Origin of the sequence: Caenimonas aquaedulcis (genome assembly GCF_015831345.1) — a bacterium.
Taxonomy (GTDB): Bacteria; Pseudomonadota; Gammaproteobacteria; order Burkholderiales; family Burkholderiaceae_C; genus Ramlibacter; species Ramlibacter aquaedulcis.
The window spans coordinates 1,929,633-1,956,232 of record NZ_JADWYS010000001.1 but is presented as its reverse complement, the minus strand read 5'-3'; the positions used below and the strand labels follow the sequence as shown (position 1 = coordinate 1,956,232).

Annotated in this window: 23 protein-coding genes; 13 read left to right on the top strand and 10 right to left on the bottom strand. The window is 68.1% G+C overall.

Translation table 11 applies throughout. The features are described from left to right. The first annotated feature begins 15 nt into the window (after positions 1–15). Positions 16–1,296: a DUF3422 family protein gene (locus I5803_RS09425; RefSeq protein ID WP_196986112.1), complete on the top strand. Its 1,281-nt coding sequence runs from the start codon at positions 16–18 to the stop codon at positions 1,294–1,296. A gap of 16 nt (positions 1,297–1,312) precedes the next feature. Here the strand turns inward: I5803_RS09425 and I5803_RS09420 are convergent, their stop codons facing one another. Then, a complete protein-coding gene (locus tag I5803_RS09420; RefSeq protein WP_196986111.1) occupies positions 1,313–2,347 on the bottom strand; it encodes a LacI family DNA-binding transcriptional regulator in 1,035 nt (344 codons plus the stop codon). A gap of 150 nt (positions 2,348–2,497) precedes the next feature. On the opposite strand from I5803_RS09420, the gene I5803_RS09415 reads away from it, so the two are divergent. From I5803_RS09415 to I5803_RS09385, 7 genes are all read left to right on the top strand, one after another. Continuing rightward, on the top strand, positions 2,498–3,904 hold the full coding sequence (locus I5803_RS09415; protein ID WP_196986110.1) for an ABC transporter substrate-binding protein: 1,407 nt from the start codon (positions 2,498–2,500) through the stop codon (positions 3,902–3,904). A 1-nt stretch (position 3,905) separates the two neighbouring features. After that, on the top strand, positions 3,906–4,814 hold the full coding sequence (locus tag I5803_RS09410) for a carbohydrate ABC transporter permease (protein WP_196986109.1): 909 nt from the start codon (positions 3,906–3,908) through the stop codon (positions 4,812–4,814). Beyond that, complete coding sequence (locus tag I5803_RS09405) at positions 4,811–5,662, top strand: carbohydrate ABC transporter permease (protein WP_196986108.1); 852 nt, start codon at positions 4,811–4,813, stop codon at positions 5,660–5,662. The genes I5803_RS09410 and I5803_RS09405 overlap by 4 nt, the downstream gene beginning before the upstream one ends. Then, complete coding sequence (locus I5803_RS09400; protein ID WP_196986107.1) at positions 5,659–6,717, top strand: ABC transporter ATP-binding protein; 1,059 nt, start codon at positions 5,659–5,661, stop codon at positions 6,715–6,717. The genes I5803_RS09405 and I5803_RS09400 overlap by 4 nt, the downstream gene beginning before the upstream one ends. 31 nt (positions 6,718–6,748) lie before the next feature. Continuing rightward, positions 6,749–8,389 (top strand): arylsulfatase, encoded by a 1,641-nt coding sequence (locus I5803_RS09395; protein WP_196986106.1) that lies wholly within the window; start codon positions 6,749–6,751, stop codon positions 8,387–8,389. A 77-nt stretch (positions 8,390–8,466) separates the two neighbouring features. Next, positions 8,467–9,330, top strand: coding sequence for a formylglycine-generating enzyme family protein (locus tag I5803_RS09390; protein WP_196986105.1), 864 nt, complete (start codon positions 8,467–8,469; stop codon positions 9,328–9,330). Positions 9,331–9,362: 32 nt separating this feature from the next. Continuing rightward, the gene (locus tag I5803_RS09385; protein WP_196986104.1) at positions 9,363–10,280 is read left to right on the top strand and encodes a DMT family transporter; all 918 of its coding nucleotides are present in this window, start codon (positions 9,363–9,365) and stop codon (positions 10,278–10,280) included. Here the strand turns inward: I5803_RS09385 and I5803_RS09380 are convergent. The 3 genes from I5803_RS09380 to I5803_RS09370 are packed head-to-tail and all read right to left on the bottom strand — an operon-like array spanning position 10,272 to position 14,042. Continuing rightward, complete coding sequence (locus I5803_RS09380) at positions 10,272–12,548, bottom strand: serine/threonine-protein kinase (RefSeq protein ID WP_196986103.1); 2,277 nt, start codon at positions 12,546–12,548, stop codon at positions 10,272–10,274. The two genes, I5803_RS09385 and I5803_RS09380, sit on opposite strands and share 9 nt — an antisense overlap. A 10-nt stretch (positions 12,549–12,558) precedes the next feature. Continuing rightward, on the bottom strand, positions 12,559–13,368 hold the full coding sequence (locus tag I5803_RS09375) for a hypothetical protein (RefSeq protein ID WP_196986102.1): 810 nt from the start codon (positions 13,366–13,368) through the stop codon (positions 12,559–12,561). 41 nt (positions 13,369–13,409) lie between these two features. Beyond that, on the bottom strand, positions 13,410–14,042 hold the full coding sequence (locus I5803_RS09370) for a hypothetical protein (RefSeq protein WP_196986101.1): 633 nt from the start codon (positions 14,040–14,042) through the stop codon (positions 13,410–13,412). A 58-nt stretch (positions 14,043–14,100) separates the two neighbouring features. Between I5803_RS09370 and I5803_RS09365 the strand changes: the two genes are divergently transcribed. Beyond that, positions 14,101–14,898: an SDR family oxidoreductase gene (locus I5803_RS09365; protein ID WP_196986100.1), complete on the top strand. Its 798-nt coding sequence runs from the start codon at positions 14,101–14,103 to the stop codon at positions 14,896–14,898. A gap of 3 nt (positions 14,899–14,901) precedes the next feature. Here I5803_RS09365 and I5803_RS09360 read toward each other — a convergent pair whose 3' ends face one another. Further along, positions 14,902–15,801: a DMT family transporter gene (locus I5803_RS09360; RefSeq protein WP_196986099.1), complete on the bottom strand. Its 900-nt coding sequence runs from the start codon at positions 15,799–15,801 to the stop codon at positions 14,902–14,904. A gap of 114 nt (positions 15,802–15,915) precedes the next feature. Here I5803_RS09360 and I5803_RS09355 point away from each other — a divergent pair, with 114 nt between their 5' ends. From I5803_RS09355 to I5803_RS09345, 3 genes are all read left to right on the top strand, one after another. Beyond that, positions 15,916–16,899 carry a quinone oxidoreductase family protein gene (locus I5803_RS09355; protein ID WP_196986098.1) on the top strand — a complete coding sequence of 328 codons (984 nt, stop codon included), beginning with the start codon at positions 15,916–15,918 and terminating at the stop codon, positions 16,897–16,899. Continuing rightward, complete coding sequence (locus I5803_RS09350; protein WP_196986097.1) at positions 16,896–17,693, top strand: NUDIX hydrolase; 798 nt, start codon at positions 16,896–16,898, stop codon at positions 17,691–17,693. The genes I5803_RS09355 and I5803_RS09350 overlap by 4 nt, the downstream gene beginning before the upstream one ends. 163 nt (positions 17,694–17,856) lie before the next feature. Then, positions 17,857–18,243, top strand: a complete 387-nt coding sequence (locus tag I5803_RS09345; protein ID WP_196986096.1) for a response regulator — start codon at positions 17,857–17,859, stop codon at positions 18,241–18,243. Here the strand turns inward: I5803_RS09345 and I5803_RS09340 are convergent. The 4 genes from I5803_RS09340 to I5803_RS09325 all read right to left on the bottom strand — a co-directional run bounded on the left by I5803_RS09340 (position 18,240) and on the right by I5803_RS09325 (position 24,462). Then, positions 18,240–19,901 (bottom strand): Na/Pi cotransporter family protein, encoded by a 1,662-nt coding sequence (locus I5803_RS09340; RefSeq protein ID WP_196986095.1) that lies wholly within the window; start codon positions 19,899–19,901, stop codon positions 18,240–18,242. The genes I5803_RS09345 and I5803_RS09340 overlap by 4 nt on opposite strands. A 65-nt stretch (positions 19,902–19,966) precedes the next feature. Beyond that, the gene (lspA, locus tag I5803_RS09335; RefSeq protein WP_196986094.1) at positions 19,967–20,473 is read right to left on the bottom strand and encodes a signal peptidase II; all 507 of its coding nucleotides are present in this window, start codon (positions 20,471–20,473) and stop codon (positions 19,967–19,969) included. Next, positions 20,473–23,343 carry an isoleucine--tRNA ligase gene (ileS, locus tag I5803_RS09330; RefSeq protein ID WP_196986093.1) on the bottom strand — a complete coding sequence of 957 codons (2,871 nt, stop codon included), beginning with the start codon at positions 23,341–23,343 and terminating at the stop codon, positions 20,473–20,475. The genes lspA and ileS overlap by 1 nt, the downstream gene beginning before the upstream one ends. A gap of 120 nt (positions 23,344–23,463) precedes the next feature. Continuing rightward, positions 23,464–24,462 carry a bifunctional riboflavin kinase/FAD synthetase gene (locus tag I5803_RS09325; RefSeq protein ID WP_196986092.1) on the bottom strand — a complete coding sequence of 333 codons (999 nt, stop codon included), beginning with the start codon at positions 24,460–24,462 and terminating at the stop codon, positions 23,464–23,466. Positions 24,463–24,630: 168 nt separating this feature from the next. Here I5803_RS09325 and I5803_RS09320 point away from each other — a divergent pair, with 168 nt between their 5' ends. Next, the gene (locus I5803_RS09320) at positions 24,631–25,191 is read left to right on the top strand and encodes an HNH endonuclease (protein WP_196986091.1); all 561 of its coding nucleotides are present in this window, start codon (positions 24,631–24,633) and stop codon (positions 25,189–25,191) included. A 20-nt stretch (positions 25,192–25,211) separates the two neighbouring features. Here I5803_RS09320 and I5803_RS09315 read toward each other — a convergent pair whose 3' ends face one another. Beyond that, the gene (locus I5803_RS09315; RefSeq protein WP_196986090.1) at positions 25,212–26,588 is read right to left on the bottom strand and encodes an alpha/beta fold hydrolase; all 1,377 of its coding nucleotides are present in this window, start codon (positions 26,586–26,588) and stop codon (positions 25,212–25,214) included. Positions 26,589–26,600: the final 12 nt, after the last annotated feature.

Sequence of the window (26,600 nt, the reverse complement as noted above, 5' to 3'; positions counted from 1 at the left end):
CGCCAGAGGGACCGTATGCTGACGAAAAGCCACCCGCAGCGCATCGCGCTGCACAACGAGATCCACGCCCGGCCGCCCGAGGCGATGCAGGTGCCGCTCGCGCTGTCGCACATCGTGATGGCCGGCGGCACGGAGGACCGCGAGGCGAGCCGCGCGCACCTGGCGGACCTGCTGCGCGACCACCACCTGCCGCTGCCCGACGCGGATTCGACGCACCTGCGCATGGACGTGGGCGCCTTTCGCCTGCGCTGGGAACTGCACACGGAATTCGTCACCTGGACCTTCTCGCGCCCGTACGACGCGCAGGGATTCGGCGACCGCGACCCGGACACGGCCCTCGACGCCGTGCCCGAGGACTGGCTGGCCGGCCTGCCCGGGCAGTGCCTCGCAAGCCTGCACCTGTGGGTGCTCCCGGCCAAAGCCGTGACCGGCGCGTCGCTCGCCAGGAACGTGCTGCACGAGGACACGCTGGTCGCCTCCACCGTCGCCGAGGGGCTGGGCGAGGTCTACACCGATTTCGCGCTGCACCCCGACGGGTTCTCGCGCATGGTGCTGCTCACGGGCAGCGTGACACATCGGCGCCTCGGGCGGCTGGTGCAGCGCCTGCTGGAGATCGACACCTACCGCATGGCGGCGCTGCTCGGCTTGCCGGCCGCGCGCGAAGCCGCGTCGGTGCTCGCCTATGCCGAGCGGGAGCTTGCCGAACTCGCCGGGGCCATCCGCAATGCCGGGCGTCACGAGGAGCCGCAACTGCTGGACCGCCTCACCAAGCTGGCGGGCCAGGTCGAGAGCCAGTACGCCGCGACGCATTCGCGCTTCTCGGCGAGCTCGGCTTATTTCGAGCTGGTGGACCGGCGCATCGCCGACATCGGCGAGGCGCGCCTCGGCACGCTGCAGACCATCGGTGAATTCATGGACAGGCGCCTGTCCCCGGCGCGCGCGACCTGCGAGTGGGCGACGCGCCGGCAGGACGCGCTGTCGCAGCGCGTCTCGCGCATCAGCAACCTCTTGCGCACGCGCGTGGAGATCGAGCAGCAGCAAAGCAGCCAGGCGCTGCTGGCCGCGATGAACACGCGGCAGGGCCTGCAGCTCAAGTTGCAGGCCACGGTCGAGGGCCTGTCGGTCGCGGCCATCACCTATTACATCGTCGGGCTGGTGAGCTACCTTGCCAAGGGCGCGCATGCCATCGGCTGGCCCTGGAGCGCGGAGAGCACGGCGGCGTGCGCGATTCCCGTGGTGGCGCTGGCGGTGTGGTGGTCGCTGAGGCGGCTGCACTCGCGGGTGTTCGGGGATTGACGGGCGCCGGGGTCCGCTAGCCGTCCTTGCGCCGGAGCCTCCGGCGTGCGCTATCCCTCACCACCAGCTCGAACTCCATCACGCGGCTTCGCGCTTCGCCGCGCCCTTCGATCAGGGCGACCAATTGCTCCGCGGCCGCCTCGCCGATCTCCACGATCGGGGTCCTGACCGACGTCAGCCCGGGCGTTTGCGTCGCGCCGAGGTCGGTGTTGTCGATGCCGGTGATCGCCACGTCGTCCGGGATCGAGATCCCGGCTGCCCGGCAAGCCATCATCGCCCCCACCGCCAGCACGTCGTTCGTGGCGAGCACCGCCGTCGGCCGGGGTTTGCGCGCGAGCAATTTCTTCATCGCGGCGGCGGCGTCGTGCAGGGCGATGCGCGCATGCTCCACCTGCGGCTCCTTCAGGCCCGCCTGTGCGATCGCGGCGCGGAACCCCGCGAGCCGCTCCCGCCCCCGGTCATTGCCCTCGACCGGGGCGCTCACGATGCCGATGCGCTCGTGCCCGAGCGAGATGACGTGCCGCGCCACTTCCTGCGCTGCCGCGCGGTTGTCGAAGCCGATGTAGGGGTGCCGGCCCGTGGTGTCCACGCCCCAGGTCAGCACGAAGGGTCGCCGGTGCTCGTCGAGCAGGTCGAACAGGCGGGGGTCGTGGTCGATGCCCACCAGCATGAAGGCGTCCACGCCGTGCTCCACCAGCTGGCGCGCGACGTGCAGCTCCTGTTCCAGGTCGTAGTGATGTTCGGCGAGCACGACCGAATAGCCTTGCGCAGACAAGTGCTGCTGCAGCGCGCTCGTCGTCTTGGCATACAGCGCGTAGTCGAACGAGGGCACGATGGCGCCGACCATGCGGCTGCGCTGGCTTCGCAGCGAGCGCGCCGCACCGTGCGGTACGTAGCGCAGCTGGGCCACCGCGTCGCGTACGCGCTGCAGCGTGGCGGGGTCCACGGCGCCGGGGGAGTTCAGCGCGCGCGAAACCGTTGCCGTGGACACGCCGGCCAGCAGGGCCACGTGCTTGGCGCCGGGCCGGTTAGTCGCGTTTCGCTGGTCCATGGCGCATGAGCTTATTCGGATATGTAAACGATTTCATTGTATTGGCGGCCGTCAAGGGAATTCCCCTACATTGCGGGGCTGGAGCAGGGGGCCATCCCCGCTCACAATCCGCATGTAATCGAATACATCCAGCCTGCCACAGGAGACGCCATGACGCAACGCGAACCGCTCGATCCCCATCCCTCGCAACCCACGCGCCGCCGCGCCCTGAAGCAGGCCGCGTCCGTGGGCCTGCTCGCCACCGCCGCGCCGCACCTGCTCGCGCAGGGCGACGACCTCGCGCCGTATCGCAGCGCGAAGATCAACTGGAAGCAGGTCGAGGGCGAATCGATTTCCGTCGCCGTGATCCCCGCGAGCTATTTCGACAACCTCCTGTCGCTGCTGCCGCAGTTCGAGGCGCTCACCGGCATCAAGGTGCGCGCCGAGAAGGTGCCGCCCGGCCAGATCCGCCAGAAGGCGCTGCTCGACCTGTCGTCGCGCACGACCACCTACGCGACGCACGCCGCCGACCCGATGTACTACCCGCTGTACGTGGCGAACAAGTGGGTCGAGCCGCTCGACAAGTACCTCAACGACGGGACGCTCACCGACCCCGCGTGGTTCCGCTACGACGACATCCTCAAGGCCTGGCGCGACGCCGACTCGATCGACGGCAAGCCCTACGGCATCCCGTACGACGGCGAAGTGACGGTGCAGGTCTACCGCAAGGACCTCTACGACGCGAAGGGCCTGCACCCCGCGACGACCTACGACCAGCTGCTGTCCAACGCGAAGGCGCTGAACGATCCGGCCAACCGCGTGTACGGCCTGGCGATGCGCGGCTTTGCCGGCGCCGGGCAGAACATGTACATCTACCCGTCGCTCTTCCGTGGCTTCGGCGGCAACTGGTTCCAGGGCAAGGACGTCGTCGTGAATTCGCCCGAGGCCGTGAAGGCCCTGCAGTGGTACGTGGACGCGCTCACCGCCTACGCGCCGCCCGCGGTGCGCAACTGGAACTGGCCGGACATCGCCGATGCGTTCTCGCAGGGCACGGTCGCGACCTACCTGGACGCGCATTCGTCCGCCGCGGTGCTGAACGATCCCGCGAAGTCCAAGGTGATCGGCAAGATCGGCTTCGCGCGCTGGCCCAGGGGCCCGAACGGCAAGCGGGTCACGTCCATCTGGAACTGGGGCTTCCCGATCAACTCGGCCCTCACCGACAAGCAGAAGAAGGCCACCTGGCTCTTCATCAGCTGGGCCGCGTCGGCCGAGACGCAGGCGCGCACCTCGTGGAAGTTCGCGGGCGCGGCCAAGCGCTCGGGCGTGAACCGCCTCTCCGCCTGGAAGTCCGCGGAGTTCTCGCAGGCCGTGGGCGGCGCGGGCAACAACTTCATCGCGGCCGCGCTCGAATCGCTGGAGCAGGACACCGACGTCGAATGGCGCCCGCGCGTGCCGCAGTGGCCCGCGATCGGCGAAACCATGGCCACCGCGATCCAGTCGGCGCTGGTCGGGCAGAAAAAGCCCAAGGAAGCGCTCGACGAGGCGCAGGCGCGCATCCAGCAGATCCTCAAGAGCTAGCGTGTCCGTCCCCGCGGCCTACATCCCGCGTCCGGGCGACAGCCTCGCGCGGCAGGAGCGGCGCTTCGCGCTCGCCCTGCTCGCGCCCGCGCTGCTGGTGCTGCTCGTCACGACGACGGCGCCCCTCTTCTACCTTGCGTGGAACAGCCTGAACCGCATCGACCTCGGCATGCCGTGGCTGTCGGGCTTCGCGGGGCTGGGCAACTTCGCGAAGATGGGGAGCGATCCGCGCTTCTGGAATTCGCTGTGGCTCACGCTCGTGTACACGGGCTCCACCGTGGTGCTGCAGGTGCTGATCGGCCTGTCGCTCGCGCTGCTCGTGCTGCAGATCCCGAAAGGACAGGGCGTTCTGCGCGTCGCGGCCATTCTTCCGATCGTGCTCGCGCCGGTGGTGGTGGGCCTTTTCTGGAGAACGCTGGTGCTGTCGCCGGAGTTCGGCCTGGTCGACCTCGTCACGCGTTCGCTCGGCCTGGGCAGCCACAACTGGCTGGGCGATCCGCAACTCGCGCTCGTGTCGGTGATCGCGATCCATACCTGGCAGTGGACGCCGTTCGCCTTCCTCGTGCTGCTGGCAACGCTCGCCACCTTGCCACCCGACGTCTATGAAGCGGCGCGGCTGGATCGCGCGAGCGCGTGGCAGCGCTTTCGGCACATCACGCTGCCGCTGGTGCGGCCCGCGATCATGATGGTGGTGATCATGCGGATGATGACGGCGCTCTCGGCCTTCGCCGCGATCTTCGCGGCCACGGGCGGCGGGCCGGGTTCGTCAACGGAGATTCTCAATCTCTACGCCTACCGCACCTCCTTCACCGAGCTGAACATCGGCTATGGCGCTTCGCTCGCGATGGTGCTGCTGGGCATCACGCTCGCCGTGTCGTACTTCATGTTCCGCCTGCGGAGGGCGCGATGAGTCCCGCCTCGCGTGGCGCGCCGCTGCGCCGCCTCCTGCTGTGGATGGGGGCGGGCGTGCTGCTCGCGGTCTGGGCCTTCCCGGTGGTGTGGGGACTGCTTACGTCCTTCAAGACCGAGCGCGACGTGCTGGCGTACCCGCCGGTGTGGCTCTTCACACCCACGCTGGACAACTACCGCGAGGTGATCTTCGGCACCTCGTCGATCCTGCCCAACCTGTGGTCGAGCATCGTGGTGTCCAGCGCGTCGACCCTGCTCACGATGCTCTTCGCCGTGCCCGCGGCGTATGCGATCGCGCGCCTGCGCTATCCGGGCAAGCGCGCCTCCGGCTTCTACGTGCTGGCCACGCAGATGCTGCCGCCGGTGGGCCTGATCATTCCCTACTACCTCGTGCTGCAGAAGACGGGCCTGCTCGATTCGTACAGCGGCCTCACCGCGATCTACCTCACCTTCTCGCTGCCCTTCGCGGTGTGGCTGATGGTGTCGTACTTCGAGGACGTCCCGTTCGAGATGGAGGAGGCGGCGCTGCTCGACCGCGCCGGGCGCATGCGCACGCTCTGGTACGTCATCCTGCCGCAGGTGCGCGGGGGCATCGCCGTCACCACGGTGTTCGTGTTCCTCAACGCCTGGAACGAGTTCCTCTTCGCCGTCGTGCTCGGCGGCAACCGCGTGCGGCCGGTCACGGTCGCGATGTTCAATTTCATTTCCGTGGAGCAGACCCAGTGGGCGCGCCTGGCGGCCGGGGCCATGCTGGCCATGGCGCCGGTGATCCTGATCGGTCTCTTCGCGCAGCGCCACATCGTCAAGGGCCTGACGGTGGGCGCTGTCAAAGGGGGAGGCAGGCGATGAGCCCATCGGCCAACGTTCGCCTGGAAGGCATCGTGAAGAAGCATGGCAGCTTCACGGCCTTGCACGGCATCGACCTGGAGGTTCGTCCGGGCGAATTCTTCGCGCTGCTGGGGCCTTCGGGCTCGGGCAAGACCACGACGCTGCGCATCCTCGCGGGGCTGGAGGCGGTCGACGCGGGCCGCGTCGTGATGGACGGCGTCGACGTCACGCATGCGCAGCCCGGCGAGCGCGACGTGGCGATGGTGTTCCAGAGCTACGCCCTGTATCCGCACATGACGGTGGCGGGCAACATCGGCTTTCCGCTCAAGATGGTGGGCATGGCCCCGGCGCAGATCGACACGGCGGTGCGCGAGGCGGCGGCCAAGGTGGACATCGGACACCTGCTCGACCGTCGGCCGGGGCAGCTCTCCGGCGGCCAGCAGCAGCGCTGCGCGCTCGCGCGCGCGATCGTGCGCCAGCCCAAGCTCTTCCTGCTCGACGAGCCGCTGTCCAACCTGGACGCGAAGCTGCGGCTGGAGACGCGCGCCGAATTGCGCAAGCTGCAGCGTTCGCTCGGCGTCACCGCCGTGTACGTCACGCACGACCAGGAAGAGGCGATGACCGTCGCCGACCGCATGGCGGTCTTCATGGAAGGGCGCATCGTGCAGGTGGGAACGCCGCACGAGATTTTCCGCAAGCCGGCCACGGTGGCCGTGGCCGGCTTCATCGGCACGCCGCCGATGAACCTGCTGCCCGCGGTGCTCTCGCCCGCCGGCGTGCAGGTCGCGGGCGCGCTCATGGACGTGCAGGCGGGCCACGGCGCCGAGAATTCCCGCGAGGTGATGCTGGGCGTGCGCCCCGGCGACCTGCGCATCGCCCCCCAGGGCATCCCGGCGCGCGTGGAGTTCATCGAGGACTTCGGCGACAGCAGCATCGTGAACCTCGAAGTCGAGGGCCAGCGCGTCAAGCTGCGCGCGGGCGAGACGCCGGGGCTGAACGAAGGCGAGCGCGTGCACCTGGCGTTCGATCCGCGCGGCGCGCACCTGTTCGACCGGGCCAGCGGCCTGCGCATCTGAGCGTCAACCCCCATTTCCTGGAAGTCCGACCATGGCCAACCGACCCAACATCCTCCTCATCCTCAACGACGACATGGGCTTCTCCGACATCGGCTGCTACGGCGGCGAAGTCCAGACGCCCCACCTCGACCGCCTCGCGGCGGGCGGTGTGCGCTTCTCGCAGTTCTACAACACGGCGCGCTGCAGCCCGTCGCGTGCCTCGCTGCTCACCGGCCTGCATCCGCACCAGACCGGCATCGGCGTGCTCACGTACAACATGGGACCCGAGGGCTATGCCGGCAACCTCAACCAGCGCTGCGTCACCATCGCCGAAGCGCTCAAGGCGAGCGGCTACCGCAGCTACCTGAGCGGCAAGTGGCACGTGGCGGGCAACCTCACGCAGCCGACTGAGAGCTGGCCGCTGCAGCGCGGCTTCGACGGCTTCTACGGCACCATCATCGGCGCGGGCAGCTTCTACGACCCCAACACGCTCACGCGCGGCAACGAGAACATCGAGCACGAGGCGCGCGAGCCGGGCTTCTTCTACACCGACGCGATCAGCGACAACGCGGTCAAGTTCATCCGCGACCACGACCGCGAGCACAAGGACAAGCCCTTCTTCCAGTATGTCGCCTACACCGCGCCGCACTGGCCGCTGCATGCGCACGACGAGGACATCGCCAAATACAAGGGCCGCTTCGACAAAGGCTGGGACAGGTTGCGCGAGGAACGCCTGCAGCGCCTGGTGCAAAGCGGCATCCTGGACAAGCACTGGCCCCTGAGCGACCGCGACCCGACGCAACCCGCGTGGGTGGATGCGCGGCACAAGGAGTGGCTGCTGCGCTGCATGGAGGTATACGCCGCGCAGATCGACCGCATGGACCAGGGCATCGGCCGCATCCTCAGGACGCTCGAGGAAACGGGGCGCCTCGACGACACGCTCGTGATCTTCCTCTCGGACAACGGCGCGTGCGCGGAAGACATTCCCGAAGACCTGACCGTCGACGAGCTGGTGAACAAGCTCATGATCGCCAAGGAACACACGCGCACCGGCGAGCCGGTGCGCTTCGGCAACGACCCGTCTCTGATGCCCGGGCCGGAGGACACGTACCAAAGCTACGGCCGTGCGTGGGCCAACCTGTCGAATTCGCCGTTCCGCCTGTACAAGCACTGGATCCACGAGGGCGGGATTTCCACGCCGCTCATCGTGCACTGGCCCCGGGGCATCGCGGAACGCAATGCGGTGCGCCACACGCCGGGCTACCTGCCCGACATCATGGCGACCGTGCTCGAGGCGACAGGCACGGCCTATCCGAAGGAGTGGCCCGGCCGACAGGTCGAGCCGCTCGAAGGCCACAGCCTGCTGGGCGCGATGCGGCAGGAGAGCACCACGAGACCGCCGATGTTCTGGGAGCACGAAGGCAACGCGGCGGTGCGCCTCGGCAAGTGGAAACTCGTGCGCAAGTTTCCCGACCCGTGGGAGCTGTACGACATGGAGCAGGACCGCACCGAACTCAACGACCTCGCGGCGAAAGAGCCGCAGCGCGTGCAGGAGATGAAGGCCCAGTACGACGCCTGGGCGAAGCGCTGCGGCGTGATCCCGCGCGAGCGGGTGGAAGAGATGCTGCGCGAGCAGAACGTGGGCACGGCGTTCTGGGAGCGCGACGACTTCAAGGCGCCGTACCTGCCGTGAACGGCAAGCCCTGCTGCACGCCGTCGCGCGATGCGGCGGGAACGGCGCCGGCTGGGGCGGCGCCCCCGTCGCGGGCCATGCGCACAACGAGCGCATGGTGCGACATCCCGGCAGGTGAATTCCTCATGGGCAACGACGGCGGCGATGGTTTTCCCGCCGACGGTGAGGGCCCCGCGCGGCGCGTGGCTCTGGATGCCTTCCGCATCTCGCCTACCGCCGTGACCAACGCCGAGTTCGCGCAATTCGTGCGGGACACGCATTACGCGACGCAGGCCGAACAGCTCGGGCAGTCCTTCGTCTTCTACCTGCAGGTGCCGGCTGCGCAGCGCGACGCGCAGCGCCAGGTCTCTGCCGGCATGCCGTGGTGGCTGGCCGTGGACGACGCCTGCTGGCAGCGTCCCGAGGGGCCTGGATCGCATGTCCGGGACCGGCCCGATCATCCGGTGGTGCATGTCTCCTGGCACGACGCGAAGGCGTATTGCGACTGGGCCGGTGTGCGATTGCCCACCGAGGCGCAGTGGGAGTACGCGGCGCGCGGGGGCCTCGCGCAGTGCCGCTACCCATGGGGCGACGAACTCGCTCCCGGCGGCGCCGCGCGCTGCAACATCTGGCAAGGCGAATTCCCGCATCGTCCCGCGGACGGCTGGCGCCCCGGGACGAGACCGGTGACTTCCTTCGAGCCCAACGCCTGGGGCCTGCACAACACGGCGGGCAACGTGTGGGAGTGGTGCGAGGACTGGTTCTGCCCCGCCTACCACCGCGACACGGCGGCGGAGAACCCGCTGCAGGCGCGCGCGACCGGCGAGCGATCGACGCGCGGCGGCTCCTTCCTGTGCCACGACTCGTATTGCAACCGCTACCGCGTCGCGGCGCGCGGGCACAACACGCCCTCGAGTTCCGCGAGCAATTGCGGCTTCAGGGTCGTCGCGGACCCACGCTGAACTGATGCCGCGGCCCGTGGGACACTCGGTGCATGAGTGATCCCGAAGTACCCGCCGCACCGGCGAGGGGCGCGGCATGGTCGGGCCTGGTGTTCGCACTGGCCGGCTCCATTGCCTTCAGCGGCAAGGCCATCATCGTCAAGCTCGCCTACCGCTACGGCGTGGACGCGGTGACGCTGATCATGTATCGCATGCTGTTCGCGCTGCCCATCTTTCTGGCGATGGCGTGGTGGGCAGGACGCGGGCAGCCGCGGCTCTCGGGGCGCGATGCGTTGGGCGTGGTGGCGCTGGGCTTCTCGGGCTATTACCTCTCCAGCTTCCTCGATTTCATGGGGCTGCAGTACATCAGCGCCTCGCTCGAGCGGCTGATCATGTACCTCACCCCGACGATCGTGATGCTGCTGGGCTGGCTGCTGTACCGCAAGGTGTTCACGCGCGTCCAGGTGGCCGGCATGGCGATCAGTTATGCGGGTGTGTTCATGGTCTTCGGCCGCGAGGTGTCGCTCGCAGGCGCCCATGCCGCGCTCGGCACGCTGCTTGTCTTCACGAGCACCGTCACCTATGCGATCTACCTCGTCTACAGCGGCCAAATGGTCAAGCGCGTGGGTTCGCTGCGGCTGGTCGGCTGGGCCACCTCGGTCGCCTGTGTCTGCTGCATCGTCCAGTTCCCCCTGCTGCGGCCGCTCGCGACCGCGACCCACGTCGCGCCCGAGGTGATCTGGCTGTCCCTGTTGAATGCGACGCTCTGCACGGCCGTGCCCGTGCTGCTCGTGATGATGGCCATCGAGCGCGTGGGGCCCGCGGTGTCGGCGCAGGCCGGCATGGTGGGCCCGATGTCGACGATCCTGATGGGCGTGGTGATCCTGGGCGAACCGTTCACCGCGTGGATCGCGGCGGGCTCCGCGCTCGTGATCGCGGGGATCTTCGTCTTCAGCCGCGCGTCACGTTGAGGTGCGCTTTGCCGGCGTGAACTTCCACCCCGCGGGCGGCCCGGATTCCAGCTTCGCGCGCATCTGGGCATTGGCGCAATTGGCCGCGTAGGCGAGCGTCACGTCCTGCCCGCTGGTGCCGGCGAGCGAGAAACATTCCATGCCGAGCTTGGCATTGAGCGGACGCACTACCGATTCCTGTACGAGGTCGGGCAGGTTGCCTTCGGAGAATTGCAGCTGGTACTTGCCGGGCTCCGCCACGAGCTGCGCATCGAGCACCGTGCGCATGCCGCGCAATTCGCGCAGCAGGGCTGCACTGCCCTGGTCGGGCAAACCGGTGACGACGAGGTTGGTCTTCTGCGTGCGGTAGTTGAAATGCTGCAGGAAGAAGTTGCGCGAAAACTCGTCGCCCACCAGCTTGCCGATGTCCGCCAGCGCCTGGTCTTCGGTGGCCCAGCTCTGGCCTGTCGGCAGGCGTGTGCTCAGGTAGACCTCTTCGCCGGTCGCGACGTCGATCGCCTTGAGCGTCCACGAGGTGAGCATCGTCTTGGTGATCGTCAGGCCGGACGCAGGCAGCTTCGTGGAAAGCTGCTTGACCTTCACTTCGCCCTTGATGGCGAAGTCCGCGGGCTGCGCGTTCGCGGGCGCCGGGTTGTCGCCCTCGCCGGACCACACGCGAAAGCCGAAGGACTTGATGCGGTCCTTCACCACGTTCTCCGCGAGCTGCGAACGCTCGCGCGCGAGGTTCGCCCCGTCCGCGCTGCCCACGTCGATGCGGATGGAGATCTTCGGGTCGCCCTTGTTGCGGATGAAGTCGATGCGCTCCTCGCGCGAGAGCTGGTTGAGCGATTTCTGCACGTCGCGCATGCTCACCACGGCGCGCGTCTGCATCTCGACCAGGCCGTCCTTGCCGGTGCTCGGCGCGCCTTCCTGGATCACGGTCTTGATGAACGCGCCGGAGTTCGCCAGGAGCTTGGCCTGCAGCACGTCCCGGTTGCTGTCCAGCGAGGACTTGTCCACGTAGAGCGCCAGGGCCTTCTCGACGAGCTGGCGCTTCGCGTCGTTGCGCGCCTCGGCCTGCGCCGCGGCGGCGTCGCCCTTGAAGCGCGCGTCCTGCGGGTCGACGAGGCCCAGCGCGCTGATGACCATCGTGCCGGGCTCCACCGGCGCGGCCGCGGGCGCAGGCGCCGCGGCCACGGCGGGCGCGACGTTCACCGGCGCCGTGGCGGGCGCTTGCGCGGCGGCAGGGGCAGCCGGGCGGCCCGGTGCGAAGGCGATATAGCCGATCGCACCCAACGCGACGACAGCGGCGGCGCCCGCCGCCCACAGGCCGGCGGCGCGCGGCTTGACGGCGGTGACGGGAGCGGGTGAGGGCGGCGCGACGGGCATTGCGGCCACCGGCTGCGCCACAGCCGGCGCCTCCACCGCCTCCTGCAGCGCCTGCGCGAATTCGTGCCCCGTCTGGAACCGTTGCGCGGGTGCCTTCGCCAGCGCCTTGCGGATCACCGCGTCGAGCGACGGTGCGATGGAGACATTCAACTGCGAAGGCGGCACCGGCTCCTCGCGCAGCACCTTGTACATGATGGTCGTCGTCGATTCGCCGGTGAAGGGCTTCTCGCCGGTGAGCAGCTGGTACAGGATGATGCCGCAGGAAAAGAGGTCGCTGCGCCCGTCCACCGGCTGGCCGGTGAACTGTTCCGGCGACATGTACGACGGCGTGCCGAGCACGGTGCCGGTCTGCGTGAGCTCGGAGGCCTCGATGCGCGCGATGCCGAAGTCGGCGATCTTCACCCGGCCGTTCTGCAGCAGGATCAGGTTGGCGGGCTTCATGTCGCGGTGCACGACACCCTGGGAATGCGCGTGGTCCAGCGCGTCCAGCATCTCGCGCATGATCCGCACCACTTCCGGCAGGGCGAAGCGCTCGCCCTTCTCGAAGTAGTCGCGCAGCTCGCGGCCCTGCACGAATTCCATCGCGATGTAGGCGACCCGTTGCGCCGACGACGCCGGCGCGGCCATCATCGTCGCCTCCTCGTCGCTGATGTCCTGCGCGAGTTCCTCGCCGTAGTCGTAGATCGCGACGATGCCCGGATGGTTCAGGCGCCCGGCCGCCTGCGCCTCTCGCCTGAAGCGCGCCATGACGCCGATGACGTCCTGGCCGCCGAGCTGCGAGGGCAGGATGGTCTTGATCGCGACGGTGCGCTCGATCACGGGATCGAAGCCTTCGTACACGATGCCCATCGCACCCTTGCCGAGGGTGCGGCGGATCTGGTATTTGCCGAGCTTGTTCACGCGCGCCGCGTCACTTGTATTTGGAGTCGATTTCCCAGACGGTGGTCTGCACCAGGCGCTGCACCATGGTGTCCAGGCCGACGCCGCCCCTGGCCTGCTGCGACACGCCCATGACGGAGCTCGAATTCGCGCCGACTTCCATCTTCAGTTCCTTGTAGCCCTGCGCGACCTGCTCGGTGGTGTTGGCGTCCATGATCTTGTAGCGCATGCCGATCAGCCACACGCCGGTGGACTCCTGCGTGTTCACGCTGCTCGTCACGTGGCCCGCCGCCGCGCCGCCGACGCCGCCACCGAGCATCGACATGAGCCCGCCCACGGCGCGGCCGTCGAAACCCTTCTTGTTCTCCGCGATCTGCTCGGCCTTCAGGATGTCGAACTTCACGACCCACTGGGTGGTCTTCAGGCGGCCCACCTGCATCGTCTTGCGCGCGGCCTGCACGTCGCCCAGGTTGTAGGCGAGGGATACTTCATTGAGCAGCGGCCCGAGGTTGGAACGCTCGAGCACCGCGAAGTTGGCCTGCGACAGTTCCAGCTCACCGAAATCGGCGATGTTGTTCGGGCCGAACTTCGCCATGAAGCCCGCGTTGTTGCTCTTGATCTCGCCGGGGATCACGACGAGCGCCGGTCCCTTCTTGCCCTTGTTGACGTACGACACTTCCTGGTAGGTCGCGGCGTCCGCGGCGGCATTCGCCTGCTGCGAGGTGGAGCTGCCCGCGTTGGGCGACGGGTTGCCGAAGGTCGGCTGCGCGAGCGCGGGCGCCATGGCGGCCAGCGATGCCGCGGCGGCGAGCGCGAAAGGCAGGATGTTCTTGCGGTTCATGGTGCTTCTCCTTGTCATGCTGGAATCGGACGGCAGCGCCTTCAGCGCGCGGCGCGGCAGTAGTCGCTGTACAGGCGCGCGACCACTTCGTCCGCGCGCTCCTCGATGAGCGTGAGCGCCATGCCGGAGGTGTCGCTGCCCGCGTAGCTTTCGTTGGTGGCCGACGCCGTCGAGACCGGCCGGCCCGCCGCGTCCGAGAGCGTGAAGTTCATGCCCACGCGCACCTGGTTCACGTTGACCATGGCATTGCGCGTGGCCTGGCTCGCGATCACGCCGCGCAGCACGTACTTCGCGGCGAGGCGTTTGGAGGCGCTCAGCGCGCGGTCCGCGTCGCCCTTGAAATACGCGTCGACTTCTTCCTGCGCGATCTGCGCGCGGATCTGTTCGGGGGAGAAGGTCTTCAAGCCCAGCGCGCGCAGGCGGTTGTTGATCGCATCCACATGGCGGCCGTAGCCGCCCTGGCTCGCGTTCACCGCGCCGTTCTTCTCCTCGGCGATGAGGACCATGATCTTCGCGTTCCTGATGCGCTCGCGGCAGGGCGTGGAAAGCATCTCGTCGATGGTGGCGCGGCGGTCCGCCTGGGCCTGCGCTTCGGCTTTGGCTCCTTCCGGCGGGTTCGAGAATTTGAACCCCTGGGCGTGCACGGAAACCGCGACGGACCAACTGGCAAGCAAAATGGCCGATGATGTGCGCATCACGTGTACAGCTCATCTGGATGGAAGGACGATTATTATGGATTTGGGTATAGCGGGCAAATGGGCGCTGGTGTGCGGCGCCAGCAAGGGTCTCGGCTTCGGCTGCGCGCAGGCGCTGGTGCGCGAGGGCGTCCATGTCGTGCTCGTGGCGCGCGGCGAGGACGCGCTGAACGCCGCCGTCGAGAAGCTGCTGGCGGAGCCGTCGCGCCCTGCCGACACGGCCGTGCAGCACGTCGCGGCCGACATCACCACCGTCGAGGGCCGCGCCAAGGTGTTCGCCAAGCGCAGCGACTTCGACATCGTCATCACCAACGCGGGCGGCCCGCCGCCCGGCGATTTCCGCAGCTGGGACCGCGACGCCTGGATCAAGGCGGTGGACGCCAACATGCTCACCCCGATCGAGCTCATCAAGGCCTGCGTGGACAACATGGCCGCGCGCGGTTTCGGTCGCATCGTCAACATCACCTCCAGCGCGGTGAAGGCGCCGATCGACATCCTCGGGCTGTCCAACGGCGCGCGCAGCGGGCTCACGGGTTTCGTCGCGGGCCTCGCGCGCACGTCCAAGCTCGCGTCGGCGAACGTGACGATCAACAACCTGCTGCCCGGCGCCTTCGACACCGACCGCCTGAAGGGCACGATGGCCGGCGCCGCGCAGAAGTCGGGCAAGCCGATCGAGGAGGTGATGGAAGCGCGCAAGGGGACCATCCCGGCGAAGCGCTTCGGCACGCCGGAGGAATTCGGCGCGGCCTGCGCGTTCCTGTGCAGCCAGCAAGCGGGCTACATCACGGGGCAGAACATCCTGACGGACGGCGGCGCCTACCCGGGCACCTATTGATGTTCAGCGGCGAGACGACACGACGATCCCGCCGACGATCAGCACGAACGCGATCGCGTGGTAGAGGCGCGGCGGCTCGCCCAGGAATGCCGTGGACAACAGCGCCGTGAACAGCGGCGCGAGGTTCGAGAAGAAGCCGGCGACGCTCGGCCCCACGCGCTGCACGCCCAGGCCCCAGCAACGGTACGCGACCACGGCGGGGAAGATCGCGATGTACGCGAGCGCCGCGGCGAGGGGCCAGCCCCACTCGAAATGCGCGTTGCCCGAACCGAGTTCGGCGCCCGCGAACAGGGCCGACCAGCCCAGCCCGTACAGCACCTGCGCCATGAGGAAGGCGGCCCAGTCGCCGCGTATCTCGGGCGGGTCGCCGGGGCGCACGAGCAGCCAGCTGTAGAAGCCCCAGGCCGCCGTCGCCACGAGCACGTAGACGTCGCCCGGCACGAGTCGAAGGTGCCGCAGCACGTCCATGTCGCCGCGGCTCAGCACCAGCACCACGCCGGCGATGGAAAGGACCGCGCCCAGCCATTGCCGCGCGGTGACGCGCTGGTCGAAGAACAGCGCGCCGATCACCAGCATCCACACCGGGATGCTCCCGGCCACGAGCGTCACGTTGAGCGGCGTCGTCGTCTTGAGCGCGAGGTACTGCAGCGCGTTGTAGCAGCCGACGCCGAGCAGGCCCAGCAGGGCGAATCGCTTCCACGAGCCCCACAGGGGACTGCCCCGCCGCAGCACCCAGCCGGCCATCGGCAGCAGGATGAGGAAGGCGAGCCCCCAGCGCAGGAAGTTGAGCGTGACCGGCGGCACGAGGCCCTGGACCATGCGCCCGACGATGGCGTTGCCCGCCCACAGCAAGGGCGGGACGGTGAGCAGCAGCGCGGAGCGCAGGTCGAGTTTCTGGGTCATGGGCGGACCCGCCACTGTATCGGGCCGGAACGTGTCCTGCCTTGCGCAAGGCTGGCGATTTCGTGGCACGATCCTTCGCCCGAGTTTTTTTCTTTCATTGCCTGAGGTATTCCCATGAGCAGAGCCGTCCAGATCCAGCAGCCCGGCGGGCCCGAACAACTGAAGATCGCCGACGTGAGCGTGGGCGAGCCCGGCCCCGGCGAGATCCGCATCCGCCACAAGGCCGTGGGCCTGAACTACATCGACGTCTATCACCGCACCGGCATGTACCCGCTCAAGCTGCCGCACACGCTCGGCATGGAGGGCGCGGGCATGGTGGAAGCGGTGGGCCAGGGCGTCACGCACCTGAAGGTGGGCGACCGCGCGGCGTATGCCAGCCAGCCGCCCGGCAGCTATTGCGAGGTGCGCGTCATGCCCGCCAAGACAGTGTGCAAGCTGCCCGATGCGATCTCCTTCGAGACCGGCGCGGCGATGATGCTCAAGGGCCTCACCGCGCAGTACCTGCTCAAGCGCACGCAGCCGCAGGGCGGCCTGAAGGAAGGCGACCACATCCTGTTCCACGCGGCCGCGGGCGGCGTGGGCCTGATCGCCTGCCAGTGGGCCCGCGCGATGGGCCTGCAATTGATCGGCACCGCGGGCTCGGACGCGAAGTGCGCGCTGGCGAAGGAGAACGGCGCCGCGCACGTCATCAATTACTCCACCGAGGATTTCCAGGCGCGCGTGAAGGAGATCACCGGCGGCCGCGGCGTGAAGGTCGTCTACGACTCCGTCGGCAAGGACACCTGGGACAAGTCGCTCGATTGCCTGCAGCCCTTCGGCCTCATGGCGAGCTTCGGCGCGTCTTCCGGCGCCCCCGCGCCTTTCGCACCGGCGATGCTCGCGGCCAAGGGCTCGATCTACGTCACGCGGCAGACCTTGTTCACCCACATCGCCACGCGCGAGGCGGCGCAGGAGATGGCGGACGACCTGTTCGCCGCGGTGACGGGCGGCAAGGTGAAGATCCACATCGAGCAGCGCTATCCGCTCGAGCACGTCGAGCAGGCGCACCGCGACCTGGAAGCGCGCAAGACCACCGGCAGCACGATCCTCACGCTGTGAGCGGCGAGTTGCTGGATGCGGCCTGGCTGGCGGCCTTGCGGCGGCAGGCGGACGAGCCGCCGCGCGTGCCGAGGGTCGCCTTGTGGGCGGGCGGCACGCGCATCGGCTCCGTCGAGCCGGAGTGGGCGCGCGGCCTCGTGCTCCGGCCCGAGTGGATCGCGCCCGCGCAGCGGGGTGGCGAGGCGGGGTGGGAAGTGCTTGGCGACATCACGGCGAGCCTCCACGCGGTCGCGCTCGCGCTGCGCGATGCGGGGGCGGCGCATGCCTGGCGCGACGAGCAGCTGGCCGTGCGGGACGACTCCGGCGCGATCATCGCGACGGTGGAGCGCGCAGCGGTGCGGCCCCTGGGCATCGCCACCCGCGCCGTGCACCTCGTGGGCCTGTCGCCCGACGGCCGGCATTGGGTGCAGCAGCGCTCGCTCACCAAGCCCAACGACCCGGGGCTGTGGGACACGCTGATGGGTGGCATGGTGCCGGCTTCGGACTCCGTCGAGGCCGCGCTCGAGCGCGAGACCTGGGAAGAGGCGGGGCTGCGCGTCGCGCAGCTTCGCGAGTTGTCGCGTGGCGGCCGCGTGACGCTGCGCTGCCCCACGGACTCCGGCCGCGGCGGCTACGTCGTCGAACAGATCGACTGGTATCGCTGCGTCGTGCCCGAGGGCGTGGTGCCGGTGAACCAGGACGGCGAAGTCGCGCAGTTCGGCCTGCTCGCGCCTGACGAGCTCGCGTCGCGATTGCATCGTGACGAATTCACGCTGGAAGCGGCCCTGATCATCGCGCAGTGCATGGCGCTGTAGTCACTCTCCCACAGGCGCGCGGGCCGTGCGCCCTGCTGAACGATCACTCCTACAGGTGCAAGGCCCCGGGCCTTGCACCTTGCGGCGGCCTGACCGCGTAGATTGTCCTCATCAGACAGCAAGCTGCGCGGGTGCTGGCCCGGCAGCACAAGGGAGAACAACAATGGCATGCCGTGCATTCATCGTCGAGGACAGCCCGACGATCCGGGACAATCTCATCGAGACGCTGCAGGAACTCGCGCAGGTCGATGCCGTCGGGACGGCGGACACCGAGAGCGAAGGCGCCGTGTGGCTCGCGCAGAACGATTCCTACTGGGACCTCGCGATCGTCGACCTGTTCCTCAAGGAAGGCAACGGGCTGAACATCCTGGAGGCGCTGCGGGAACGCAAGCCCACGCAGAAGCTCGTCATCCTCAGCAACCACGCGACCAACGACGTCCGGTGGCGCTGCGAGCAGATGGGTGCGGATGCGGTGTTCGACAAATCCACCGAGATCGAGAAGCTCGTGGACTTCTGCCTCGAACAGGGCGGCGCCCGGTCCGGCGACTAGCCGGAGGCTTCCTCGATCGCGGCCTGCCGCAGCCGGTTGGGCGCCAGCGCGCCGGCGGAGTCGAGGATCGGATAGGCGATCGAGCAGATGTGCGAATTGATGCGCTTCAGGTCGCTGATCAGGTCGATGTGCAGGCCACTGGTTTCGATGCTCTGCATCGTGTTGCCCGACAGCCGCGTGAGGTGCGTCGAGGCATAGGCGCGTTCGAGGTCGCGAAACCGCGCCTTTTCTTCGAGGAGCTTCTGCGCATCGCGCACCGAGCCGTTGAGAAAGACGCTCATGCCCAGGCGCAGGTTGTCGATGAGGCGCGCGTGCAGCTCGCAGATCTCGGCCATGCCGGCGTCGGAGAAGTTGCGGTCCTTCTTGATCTTCTTGTCTTCCACGTCGATGAGGATGCGCTCGACGATGTCGCCGATCTGTTCCATGTTGATCGTGAAGCTGATGATGTCCGTCCAGCGGCGGCTCTCTTCCTCGCCCAGCGCCTCGCGCGAGATCTTGGTGAGGTAGTACTTGATGGCGGAATACAACTCGTCGACCGAGTCGTCCAGCTTGCGCAGGTCTTCCGCGAGCTTCAAGTCGTTGTTCTTGATGACGGTGAGCATGCCGACCATCATGGTCTCGACGACGTCGGCCTGGTGCAGGGCTTCGCGCGCGGCGCAGGAGATCGCGAGCGAGGGGGTCGCGAGCGCCGATGGGTCCAGGTGGTGCGGCCGGCCCGCGACCATGTTCTTCTCGGGCTTGGGCAGCCACTTGCCCACCCAGCCCGCGACCACCTGCGTGAGGCCGATGAACAGCACCCCGACCACGATGTTGAACGTGAGGTGGAAGAGGACCACCACCGTCGCCGCGTCCGTGATGTACGGCCGCGCGTAGCGCAGCCACAAGCCCGCGAAGGGCGCGACGACCATCACGCCGATCGCCTTGAAGACGAAATTGCCGAGCGGAACCTGCCGCACTTCGATCGCGGACTTGGCGGTGGTGAGCACCGCCAGCAGCCCGCTGCCCAGGTTCGCGCCGAGCACGAGGCCGAGCGCCGACTCCAGCGGCACGAGGCCGGACGCCGCCATCGTCGCGGTCAGCAGCACCATGGCGAGGCTCGAATAGGCGATGAGCGAGATGAAGGCGCCCACGGTGATTTCGAGCAGCAACTCGGTCGTGATGGACTCCAGCAGCGCCTTGACCACCGGCGACTGCGTCATGATGGCCGTCGACGCGGCGATGAGGCGCAGCGCCAGCAGCATGAGCCCGAGGCCGATCAGCACCCGGCCGAAGCGCCCGACCGGGCTCGACTGGCGCGAGAGGAACATGACGACGCCGGAGAAGATGAAGAGCGGGGAGAGCCAGGAGAGGTCGAACGAGAACACCACCGCCATGAGGCTGGTGCCGACGTCCGCGCCGAGCATCACGGCAAGCGCGATCGGGAGCGTGACGAGGCCCTGCCCGACGAAGGACGAGACGATGAGCGCGGTGGCGGTGCTCGATTGCACCAGGGCGGTGACGCCCAGCCCGGAGATGGCGGCGGTCCAGCGGTTGGAGACGCTGTGGGACAGCACATTTCGCAGGTTCGCCCCGAACACCCTCAGGATGCCGGCCCTCACCAGGTGCGTGCCCCAGACCAGCAGCGCGATGGCCGCCAGGAGATTCAACAAATGCTTCATTGCTTGAGGTTTCAACTATACGCCGTGGTGCGGCGCAGCATCGGCCTCGTAGCAGGAAGCGGGCCCTATCTGTTGCGCCGGACGCGAAGGATCTCGTCGAGGATCAGGCAGCCGGCGCCGATGGTGATCGCGGTGTCGGCGACGTTGAAGGCCGGGAAGTACCAGCCGTTCCACTGGAACTGCAGGAAGTCGACCACGTAGCCATGAAGCAGGCGGTCCACCACGTTGCCCACCGCGCCGCCCAGGATGCAGGCGAGCGCGAAGGAGAACAGCTTCTGGCCCGCATGCGAGCGCAGCATCCAGACGATGAAGATCGCGGCGGCGACGCCGATGCCCACGAACAGCCAGCGCTGCCAGCCCGCCGCCGACGCGAGGAACGAGAACGCCGCGCCAGTGTTGTGCGCACGCACGACGTTGAAGAAGCTCGTCACGTAGGTGGAGTCGCCCAGGCGGTAGTAGCCCAGGATCAGCACCTTGGTGAACTGGTCGGCAAGGAACAGGACGAGGGCGAGGCCGAGCCAGGGCAGCCAGCCGGTGCCGGAGGCGCCGCGGGGGGCGTTGCGGGATGCCATCAGGCGAACTTCCTTTCTTCGCCGGCGCCGAACAGGTTGCTCGTGCAGCGGCCGCAGAGGGTCGGGTGGGCCGGATCGATGCCGACGTCATCGCGCCAGTGCCAGCAGCGGTCGCATTTCGCGGCTTCGGACGGCGTGACCTTCACGGCCATCGTGTCGCCCGCGGCGATGCGCATCACCGAGGTGATGAAGACGAACTTGAGGTCGTCGCCCAGGCTGGCCAGGGCCTCCCACAGCTCGCCGTGCTCGGCCATCGGGACGGTGAGTTCCACGTTCGCCTGCAGCGACGAGCCGACCTTGCCGGCTTCGCGCAGCGCCTCGATTTCCTTGTTCACCATTTCGCGCGCGACGCGGATGCGCGTCCACTTTTCCATGAGCGCGGGGTCGGGCGCGCCGATCTCGGCGTAGGTCTCCAGGAAGATCGACTCGGAGTCGCCGAAGATCTTCCAGGCCTCTTCCGCCGTGAAGCTCAGGAAAGGCGCCATCCAGCGCAGCATCGCGTGCGTGATATTCCACAACGCCGTCTGCGCGCTGCGGCGGGCCAGCGACTTCGGCGCGGTGGTGTAGAGGCGGTCCTTGAGGATGTCGAGGTAGAAAGCGCCGAGGTCTTCCGAGCAGTACACCTGCAGCTTCGCGACCACGGGGTGGAACTCGTAGACCTCGAAGTGCGCGAGCACCTCGGCCTGGAACTGCGCGGCGCGCGACATCGCGTAGCGGTCGATCTCCAGCATGTCCGCGAACGGCACGGCGTCCTTCGCGGGGTCGAAGTCGCTCACGTTCGCGAGCAGGAAGCGCAGCGTGTTGCGGATGCGGCGGTACGCGTCCACGACGCGCGCGAGGATCTTGTCGTCGCCCGCGATGTCGCCCGAGTAGTCGGATGCGGCCACCCACAGCCGGGTGATTTCCGCGCCGAGCTTCTTGTTGATCTCCTGCGGATCGATCCCGTTGCCGAGCGACTTGCTCATCTTGCGGCCCTGCGCATCGACGGTGAAGCCGTGCGTGAGCAGGCCGCGGTACGGCGCGCGGCCGTACATCGCGCAGGCGGTGAGCAGGGACGAGTGGAACCAGCCGCGGTGCTGGTCGTGGCCTTCGAGGTACAGGTCGGCCTCGGGGCCGCTGTCGTGCGCCGAGCCCGGGTGCGAGTGCTTGAGCACCGTGGTGTGCGTGGTGCCGGAGTCGAACCAGACTTCGAGGATGTCGGTGCTCTTGTTGTACGAGGCCGCATCGACCGCTGCGCCGACCTTCGCCAGGATCTCCTCGGGCGAGGCCTTGCTCCAGGCTTCGATGCCGCCCGCCTGCACCATGTCGGCGGCGAGGTCGAGGATTTCCATCGTCTTCGGGTGCAGGTCGTGCGTGTCCTTGTGCAGGAAGAAGGGCAGGGGCACGCCCCAGCTGCGCTGGCGGCTGATGCACCAGTCAGGCCGGCCCGCGATCATGTCGCGCAGTCGGGCCTGACCGTTTTCCGGGTAGAAGCTGGTCTCCTCGATCGCGGCGAGCGCCATGTTGCGCAGCGTGTCGGGCGCCTTGTCCTTCGTGAAGACGCCCACGCCTTCGTCCATGCGGATGAACCACTGGGCGGCGGCGCGGTAGATCACCGGCGTCTTGTGGCGCCAGCAGTGCGGGTAGCTGTGCGAGATCGTTTCGGTCGCGAAGAGGCGGCCGGCGCCCTTGAGCGTGTCGATGATGGTCGGCACGGCCTTCCAGATGTTCAGCCCGCCGAACAGCGGGAAGTCCGGCGCGTACGAACCGTTGCCCTGCACGGGGTTGAGGATGTCGTCGTAGGCGAGGCCGTGCGACACGCAGGAGTTGAAGTCGTCCAGGCCGTAGGCGGGCGAGGAGTGGACGATGCCCGTGCCGTCGTCGGCCGTCGCGTAGTCGGCGAGGTAGACCGGGGAGAGGCGCCGATAGCCCGCATCGACGTCGTAGAGCGGATGCTGGAAGTTCAGGCCGCCCAGCGCTTCGCCTTCCACCGTTGCCAGCACCTTGCCCTTCAGGCCGTAGCGCTCCATGCACTTCTCGACGAGCGATTCGGCCAGGATGAGGCGGCCGCGCTCGGTCTCGACCAGCGCGTAGATGATCTGCGGGTTGAGGTTGAGCGCCTGGTTCGCGGGGATCGTCCAGGCGGTGGTGGTCCAGATGACGGCGAAGATGTCCTCGTCCGTGCTCTTGCCTTCCAGCCCGAAGGCGCCCAGCACCTTGTCCGGCTCGGCCGCCTTGAAGCCCACATCGAGCGTCTGCGACTTCTTGTCCGCGTACTCGATCTCGAATTCGGCGAGCGAGGAGCCACAGTCGAAGCACCAGTACACGGGCTTCAAGCCGCGGTAGACGAAGCCGCGCTCGATCACGCGCTTGAACGCGCGGATCTCTTCGGCTTCGTTCACGAAGTCCATGGTGCGATACGGGTGGTCCCAGTCGCCGAGCACGCCCAGGCGCTTGAAGTCGGCCATCTGCAGGCCGATCTGCTCGGTCGCGTAGGCGCGGCTCTTCGCCTGCATCTCGTCGCGCGGCAGGTTGCGGCCGTGCTTCTTCTCGATCGCGTTCTCGATGGGCAGGCCGTGGCAGTCCCAGCCGGGGATGTACGCGGCGTCAAGCCCCTTGAGCTGCCGGGCCTTGACGATCATGTCCTTCAGGATCTTGTTGACTGCATGGCCCATGTGGATCTGGCCGTTGGCGTACGGCGGGCCGTCGTGCAGCACGAACTTCTCGTGGTTGCAGCGCGCGGCGCGCAGGGTCTTGTACAGGCCCTTGTCTTCCCACTCCTTGACCCAGCCCGGCTCGCGCCTGGGCAGGTCCCCGCGCATGGGGAAGGGCGTGTCGGGCAGGTTGAGCGTGGCGCGGTAGTCGGTCTTGTCGGCTGTCTTGTCGGTCATGCGAATGCCTTGAGGTTGTCATGCCGGGCTCGACCCGGCATCCAGGATGTTCGGAATGCGGAAGATGGATCGCGGCGGATTGGGGGAGATTCCCCCGGGCTCTGCCGCAATGACAGACCTTTAAATTCGGTCGCGCGTCGTCTGGCGCCGCGTGGAAGCGAAGAACGCCCGCGCCTCGTCGCAGTCCTTGCGAATGCCCGCCGTGAGGGCATCGAGACCGTCGTACTTGAGCTCGTCGTGCAGTTTGTGCAGCAGTTCCACCTGGATGATTTTACCGTAGGCCCCTTCCTCGCCGAGCCCGTGCGGCCATTCCAGGCAATGCGTCTCCAGCAGCACGCGCCCGCCGTTCACGTCCTGCGGGTCCAGCGAGGGCCGGATGCCCAGGTTCGCGACCCCGGGGAGGGGCTCGGGCCCCAGCCCCTCGACCCGCACCGCGAAGATGCCGCTCGCGGCCGGCTTCCAGTGGGAAAACCGCAGGTTCAGGGTCTTGAAGCCGAGCTGGCGGCCAAGCTTGCGGCCATGGACCACATGGCCGCTGACGCTGTAGGGCCGGCCCAGCAGCGCCGTGACGCGGTCCATGTCGCCGGCCCCCAAGGCTTCCCGGACGGCGGAGCTGGACACGCGCAGGCCGTGGACCTCGTAGCTGTTCATGCGCGCGACGTCGAAGCCGCGTTCCTGGCCCGCCGCATCGAGCATCGCGTAGTCGCCCGCCCGCTTCGCGCCGAAGCGGAAGTCGTCGCCCACCAGCACGTATTTCGCGCCGAGCCCGCGCACCAGCACGTTGTCGATGAAGGCCATGGGAACTTGCGAGGCCAGGCGCGCGTCGAACGGAAGCACCACGCACTGGTCGACACCGCAGCGGTGCAGCTCGGTCAGTTTGTCCCGCAGGGTCGCGATGCGGGCGGGCGCGATGTCGGGCTTGCGCGCCATCGCGGCGAAGAAGTCGCGTGGATGCGGCTCGAAGGTGAGCACGCAGCTGGGCACGCCGCGGTGGCGCGCCTCGCTGTTCAGCAGCGCGAGCATGGCCTGGTGGCCGCGGTGCACGCCATCGAAGTTGCCGATGGTCAGCGCGCAGGCCGGGGCGATCCCGGGATGGTGGAAGCCTCTGAAAATGCGCATCGGTCGGTTGGTATCTTTTTGATAGCAGCGGGCGACCGTGGGGCCGGGTTCCGCAAGGGGTTGCTCTTGCGTGGTGGATCGCCAAAACAAGGTATATTGTGCTGTAGAGCGCACGGGTTGCGCCGTGCTGAGCCTTTACGTGGTTTCCTCGTCACAAGGAGTCGTGTCTTGAAGGTGTTGAAGCTGTCCGCCCAAGGTCTGCCGCAGTCCTGGATTTCCCTGGAGCAGGCCGTGCTGCATTACGCCGCAGACGAAGTGCGGTGGGAAGTCGGCGCGCAGGTGGCCCTCTTTCGCGGCGGGCACAACGCCGAGACGGGCGAGCAGTCGCGCATCGCGGTGAGCAGCATCATCGGCACCAAGGGCGTGCCGAACATCAATCCCTTCGACCTCAAGCCCGGCCTCACCAACAGCAAGCTGTTCGCGCGCGACCGCAACGTCTGTGCGTATTGCGGCGGAAACTTCCACGAGGAAGAGCTCACCCGCGAGCACATCATCCCGTTCGCGCAGAACGGGCGGGACCACTGGATGAACGTGGTCACGGCCTGCCGCTGCTGCAACCACCGCAAGAGCAACCGCACGCCCGAGCAGGCGCGCATGCCCCTGCTGTACGCGCCCTACGTCCCCAGCCTGTGGGAAGACTTCATCCTGCGCAACCGGCGCATCCTGGCCGACCAGATGGAGTTCCTGATGGCGCACCTGCCCAAGACGTCGCGCCTGCACATGCAGTAGCGCGGCGGCCCGGCGCCCCTTCAGTACGTCAGTTCCAGGATCGTGAGTTCGTTGTTCGCGGCCGGCCAGGTGCGGCCGATCACGCGCTCTCCGTTGAATTCACCCGTGATCGCGCGCGGCAGGCCCGTGGGCTTCACGCGTGAACTGGCGACGCCGGCGCCCAGCACCGCACCCGGAGGCGGGGACTGGCCGTCGAAGGCCATCTTGTCGCGGCCCGGGTCGAGGTAGCCGCGGGCTCGCACCATGATGGCCAGCGCGGGGGCGTTCCTGTCGTCCGCGGGAATGCGTTCGGCTCGCAGGTTCACCACGTTGCTGGAGCGGGGGAAGGGGCTGCGATAGAAATGCGTCGTGGCGTAGCCAGGTGCCGCGACGGCGAACTCGAGGCGCGCGCCGGGCGGCACGGCGAAGGGACCCCAGGCTCCATCCGCGGCGATCGTCTTCGCGTAGAACGCAGGTCCCTGGCGCTCACCGGTGTTCGGGTCGATGCTGAAGACCTGCAGCTGCGCACCCGGCAAGGCAAGGTTGTTGAAACCGTTGCCCGACGCAGGGTCGGTCGAGGAGGCGCCCTGCCCGGTCACCTTGCCGCTGAGCACCACGCGATCTTCCGGTGTGACGGCCGTCGTCGCGGGGGCACGCCCGGTGATGAAGCGATAAGCCGCATCGAAAGCCGCCGGCGAGAAAGCGGTCTCGCGGTGATCGATGCGCGGGATCACCACGTTCGTCGCGCCCTTGAGCGCAGGCCCTTCGAACGTCACGTTCGTCGGTTTGCCGCGCATGCCGACCCACAGGCCGTCCGGCTGCGCGAACTTGTCGTTGCTGTCCGAACGGATGGTGAGCCACTTCACGGGGCCCGTGACCTCGTCGCCGGCTGCGTTCTTCGGCGCATTGAGCGAGCGGAGGAAGGGGCCCGTTCCCGAGAATTCGTTGGCCTCGTTCACGCCAGGGATCGCCTGCACGCCATGGTTGGGCGTTCCGCCGAGGATCGCGTGGCTCACGGTCTTGTCGCCGCCACCGTTCTGGATGTAGTTGCGGATGGCGTTGCCGCCGCGCGAATTGCCCATCAGCACCACCTGGCGGGACCCGGTGGCCTGGAGCACTTTCTCCACCTCGGCGCGCAGGTAGGCCATGTGCTCGGCCGTCGAAGAGCGGCCGGGCTGCGCCTTCGTGTCGTCGTCGCGCGCGAGGGGGTAGGGATGATCGATGGCGTACAGCCGGTCGCGCGGCCAGCCGTTGGATTCGAAGCGCCAGATCGTGGTCTGCCAGAGCCCGGCGTGGTCGCCGTTGCCGTGCACGAAGACGATGGGCGGTGGCAGTTCCTGCGGCGAGGGAGCGGACGCGCAGCCGGCAAGTGCGAGGACGCACGCGGCCGCGCCAAGGAAAAGGCGCCTGGAAGTCATGGAAGGTCCTGG

Bases quoted from the DNA above. Each gene is read 5' to 3' on its own strand.
- I5803_RS09425 (WP_196986112.1), top strand. From the start codon at position 16: ATGCTGACGAAAAGCCACCCGCAGCGCATCGCGCTGCACAACGAGATC.
- I5803_RS09420 (WP_196986111.1), bottom strand. From the start codon at position 2,347: ATGGACCAGCGAAACGCGACTAACCGGCCCGGCGCCAAGCACGTGGCC.
- I5803_RS09415 (WP_196986110.1), top strand. From the start codon at position 2,498: ATGACGCAACGCGAACCGCTCGATCCCCATCCCTCGCAACCCACGCGC.
- I5803_RS09405 (WP_196986108.1), top strand. From the start codon at position 4,811: ATGAGTCCCGCCTCGCGTGGCGCGCCGCTGCGCCGCCTCCTGCTGTGG.
- I5803_RS09400 (WP_196986107.1), top strand. From the start codon at position 5,659: ATGAGCCCATCGGCCAACGTTCGCCTGGAAGGCATCGTGAAGAAGCAT.
- I5803_RS09395 (WP_196986106.1), top strand. From the start codon at position 6,749: ATGGCCAACCGACCCAACATCCTCCTCATCCTCAACGACGACATGGGC.
- I5803_RS09390 (WP_196986105.1), top strand. From the start codon at position 8,467: ATGCGCACAACGAGCGCATGGTGCGACATCCCGGCAGGTGAATTCCTC.
- I5803_RS09385 (WP_196986104.1), top strand. From the start codon at position 9,363: ATGAGTGATCCCGAAGTACCCGCCGCACCGGCGAGGGGCGCGGCATGG.
- I5803_RS09375 (WP_196986102.1), bottom strand. From the start codon at position 13,368: ATGAACCGCAAGAACATCCTGCCTTTCGCGCTCGCCGCCGCGGCATCG.
- I5803_RS09365 (WP_196986100.1), top strand. From the start codon at position 14,101: ATGGATTTGGGTATAGCGGGCAAATGGGCGCTGGTGTGCGGCGCCAGC.
- I5803_RS09360 (WP_196986099.1), bottom strand. From the start codon at position 15,801: ATGACCCAGAAACTCGACCTGCGCTCCGCGCTGCTGCTCACCGTCCCG.
- I5803_RS09355 (WP_196986098.1), top strand. From the start codon at position 15,916: ATGAGCAGAGCCGTCCAGATCCAGCAGCCCGGCGGGCCCGAACAACTG.
- I5803_RS09345 (WP_196986096.1), top strand. From the start codon at position 17,857: ATGGCATGCCGTGCATTCATCGTCGAGGACAGCCCGACGATCCGGGAC.
- I5803_RS09340 (WP_196986095.1), bottom strand. From the start codon at position 19,901: ATGAAGCATTTGTTGAATCTCCTGGCGGCCATCGCGCTGCTGGTCTGG.
- lspA (WP_196986094.1), bottom strand. From the start codon at position 20,473: ATGGCATCCCGCAACGCCCCCCGCGGCGCCTCCGGCACCGGCTGGCTG.
- ileS (WP_196986093.1), bottom strand. From the start codon at position 23,343: ATGACCGACAAGACAGCCGACAAGACCGACTACCGCGCCACGCTCAAC.
- I5803_RS09325 (WP_196986092.1), bottom strand. From the start codon at position 24,462: ATGCGCATTTTCAGAGGCTTCCACCATCCCGGGATCGCCCCGGCCTGC.
- I5803_RS09315 (WP_196986090.1), bottom strand. From the start codon at position 26,588: ATGACTTCCAGGCGCCTTTTCCTTGGCGCGGCCGCGTGCGTCCTCGCA.